Raw genomic sequence first — 3,648 nt, 5'->3', positions numbered from 1 at the left:
CGGCGGCGCCGGGGGCGCGCGCCGGCTTGCCCATTCCGGCGCCTGCGCGACCGAGGCCAGCGTCACCTCGGCTGCGACCGGCCCCTCGGGCCAGGCGCCGAAGGACAGGCGATACCCGGTGCCGATGCCGTCGATCTCGATGGCGCAGCGGTCCAGCGTGCAGCGCTCGGCGCCCACGGCAACCATGGAATGCCAGGATTCCAGCCCGTCGCCCGTCTCGCCCGCCGCGGCCACGATCAGCCAGCTTTCCGCTCGCGTCATCGCGACGTAAAGAAGGCGGCGGCGTTCCTCCTCCTGTCGCCGGTCCAGATCCTCGACGGCTAGGGCGACCGGCTCGGGGCGGTCGGCCGACAGGCCGCGCCAGGCGGGCATCTCGGCCAGGCGGATCGTCGGCTGGCCGCGGCCGGGCTTGCGCTTCTTCGTTTCGGGCAGGATCACGACCGGGCTTTCCAAGCCCTTCGATCCATGCACGGTCATCACCCGGATCAGCCCGTTCGCGCCGCCGGGCATCTGCCGCTTGATCTGCACGTCGTCGCTGCCCAGCCAGACCAGGAAGCCCGTCAGGGACGGGGTTTCCACGCTGTCATAGGCCAGGGCCTGGGACAGAAGCTCGTCGATGCCGTCCTCGGCCTCGGGGCCGAGGCGGGCCAGCAGGGCGGCGCGGCCGCCGTGGCGGACCAGCAGGCGCGAGATCAGGTCATAGGGGCGCAGGTAGTCGGCCTGGGTCAGCAGGTCGAACAGCAGCTCGAAGGCCGCGCGGTGGTGCGATTCCCGCAGCCGCTGCCACAGGCTTTGCCGCCCCCGGCCGACGGCAAGGCGATAAAGGTCGTCCTCGGACAGGCCGATCAGCGGCGATTTCAGAACGGCGGCCAGGCACAGGTCGTCCTCGGGGGTCGAGGCGACGGACAGGGTCGCGGTGATGTCGCGCACGGCCAGTTCGGCGGCCAGCTTCAGCCGGTCGGCCCCGGCCACGGGAAGGTTCGCGGCCTTCAGTTCGCGGATGAGGTCGTCGAACAGGCCTGCCCGCCGCTGGACGAGGATCTGGATGTCGCCCGGCCCGATGGCGCGGACCTGGCCCGTCTTGGCGTCGGTGATGGGGGTGCCGATGATGGCCTTGACCTCGCGCGCGACGGCGCGGGCCAGCTGGGTGTCGGCGGCGTTTTCCGCCGGGGCATCGACGGGCGTGGTCCAGTCGCCGTGGTCGGGCTTTTCGGGTTCGGGCAAAGGCGGCCAGATATCGACGCGGCCCGGCATGGCGTGGCGAAAGGCGATGTGGCAGGGCGGATCGCCCAAGCCCTCGGCCGCGTCGCCCTGGAACACGGTATCGACCAGCGACAGGATCGCGGGCGAGGACCGGAAGGAATGGGCCAGCCCGCGCTGCTGCATGGGCTGGCGCACGGCCTCGAAGTCCAGGCGGAAGCGGTCGCGGACGGATTCGAAGACGGCGATGTCGGCGCCTTGGAAGGAATAGATCGATTGCTTGGGATCGCCCACCACGAACAGCGTGCGGGGGCGGTCATGCGATCCTTGGCCGCTGGTGAATTCGTCCGTCAGCCGCCGGATCACCCGCCATTGTTCCGGGCTGGTGTCCTGCGCCTCATCGACCAGGATGTGGTCGATGCCGCCGTCCAGCCGCCACAGGACCCATTGCGCCATGGAGGATTCGTCCAGCAGGTCGGCAGTGCGGCGGATCAGGTCGTCGAAGTCCAGCCAGCCATGCGTGGCCTTCTGGATGGCAAGGCGCCGGGTGAAGTCATGGGCGAAGCGGTGCAAGGCCAGCGTCTTCTGCGCCAGCGCAAGGCCCATGCACAACGGGCGCGCATCGGCCACGCGGCTCATCAGATCCTCGAGATCGGCCATGAAGGGGGCGCAGCGGCCTTCCCGCAGCGCCTTGGTGGGGATGTCGCCGATCTTGGGGCCGAAGGGCACGCGGGCCTTTTCCCCGAACAGCAGGCACTTGCACAGCAGATGCAGGTCGGCGGGGCCGGGATCGCGCCAGTTCCCCTGGGACAGCTGCTCGGCCAGCTTGCTGTCCTTGGCGCCGCTGCCGCGCAGGATCGGCAGGATGGCCGCGAACAGGTCGCCCTCGCCGCCGGTGAAGACGCGGGCCAGCAGGGCGGTTTCGTCCAGGCCGGGGGGAAGGCCCATCGACCGCCAGATCGGGGCGGGGTCCGGCTCGCGCGGGAAATCCGCCTCGGACAGGCCGGCCAGGAAGGCATCCAGGTTGTCGCCGGTGACAAGGGCCGTCAGGTCGCGGATCGACGGCACCTCCTCGGCGGCCATGTCCTCGACGATCTGGGCGCGGAGCGCGCGGGCGGAACGGTCGTCCAGTTCCATGAAGCCCATGGGCACGCCCGCTTCCAGCGGGAAGCGGCGCAAAAGGGCCGCGCAGAAGCTGTGGATGGTCTGGACCTTCAGCCCGCCCGGCGTCTCGATGGCGCGGGCGAACAGGCGCCTCGCCTGGGCCAGGTCGGGATCGCCCCCCTCGCCCAGGTCCGCCAGTTCGCGGCGCAAGGCGGGTTCGGGCAGCATCGCCCATTGGCCCAGCCGCTTGAGAAGGCGGTTCTGCATCTCGGTCGCGGCGGCCTTTGTATAGGTCAGGCACAGGATGCGTTCGGGCGCAGTCCCGGCCAGCAGCAGGCGCGCCACGCGGTCGGTCAGCACGCGGGTCTTGCCGGATCCCGCATTGGCGGTCAGCCAGGTGGACCGGGCCGGGTCGGCCGCGGCGATCTGGTTCAGCGTGGCTTCATCCATGGTCGCCCACCTTCTGGACATGCGGGGCATCGGCCAGCGACCATTCGCCGAACCGCGCCAGATGGTCGTAGTCGCCCGCATAGCTGGTCTGCTCGGGCGCCCGCATCGACGTGAACCCGATCCCCCCCGCCAGATAGGCCGCGACCAGCCGCACGAAGCCGTCCCAGTTCTCGGCCTCCAGCTGCGGCGAATACTGGCGGGGATGGGTTTCGCCCTCTCCGCCAAGCTGGATATAGCTGATGCCCGCGACCTCGGCCGGGCCAAGGGTGTCAAAGCCGCCGCGCCGGGCCATCGCGGCCTCCAGGATCAGCTGCTTGTCGAAGGCGGCGATCTGCTTGTCGGTGGGCGGCTTGCCGGACTTGTAGTCATAGATCACGACGGGGCCGTCATGAAGCAGGTCGATCCGGTCGGGGCGGGCGGTCAGGGTGAAGTCCATGCCCGCCAGCGCCACGCGGCCGCGCTTTTCCACGACGACCGGGCGGCCCTGCGACAGCCGGACCAGCTCGTCCGCGACGATCCGGTCGGCGATCTTTTCCATCCGCGCGGCCCAGAAGGCGCGGGCGGTGGGCCAGGGCACCTCGCGGGCCAGAACCTCGGACGTCAGGCTCAGGAACCGCGCCTTCAGGGCGGCGGGCGGCGTGTCGGGCGCAGGCTTCGAGGCCACCAGCGCCTCGACGATGGAGTGCAGCGTCTGGCCGCGCAGGGCCGCATCGGGTTCGGGCCGCAGGGGGGGCAGCGGGCGCAGGCCCAGGACGCGCTTGGCATAGACCGCGTAAGGATCGCGGATCAGCAGCGAGACATCGGTGACCGGCAGTTCCCGGAAGGGCGGGGCGGGCGGCACGGGCGCGGGGCGGCGCGCGGGCCGGACCTGTCTCTTATACACATCTGACGCTG

2 protein-coding genes are annotated in these 3,648 nt (G+C 70.8%); both read right to left on the bottom strand.

Going from position 1 to position 3,648, the window contains the following annotated elements; all coding sequences use genetic code 11:
- A partial coding sequence (gene addA, locus J0F76_RS20170; RefSeq protein ID WP_207472213.1) for a double-strand break repair helicase AddA occupies positions 1-2,754 on the bottom strand: 2,754 nt, incomplete at its 3' end.
- Positions 2,747-3,648 (bottom strand): PD-(D/E)XK nuclease family protein (locus J0F76_RS20165; RefSeq protein ID WP_207472212.1); only part of this gene is annotated, 902 nt, incomplete at its 5' end. The genes addA and J0F76_RS20165, both read right to left, overlap by 8 nt.

Origin of the sequence: Paracoccus fontiphilus (genome assembly GCF_017356265.1) — a bacterium.
GTDB lineage: Bacteria > Pseudomonadota > Alphaproteobacteria > Rhodobacterales > Rhodobacteraceae > Paracoccus > Paracoccus fontiphilus.
Note: the sequence above shows the minus strand (reverse complement) of the source record. Positions and strands in the feature narration are given on the sequence as shown.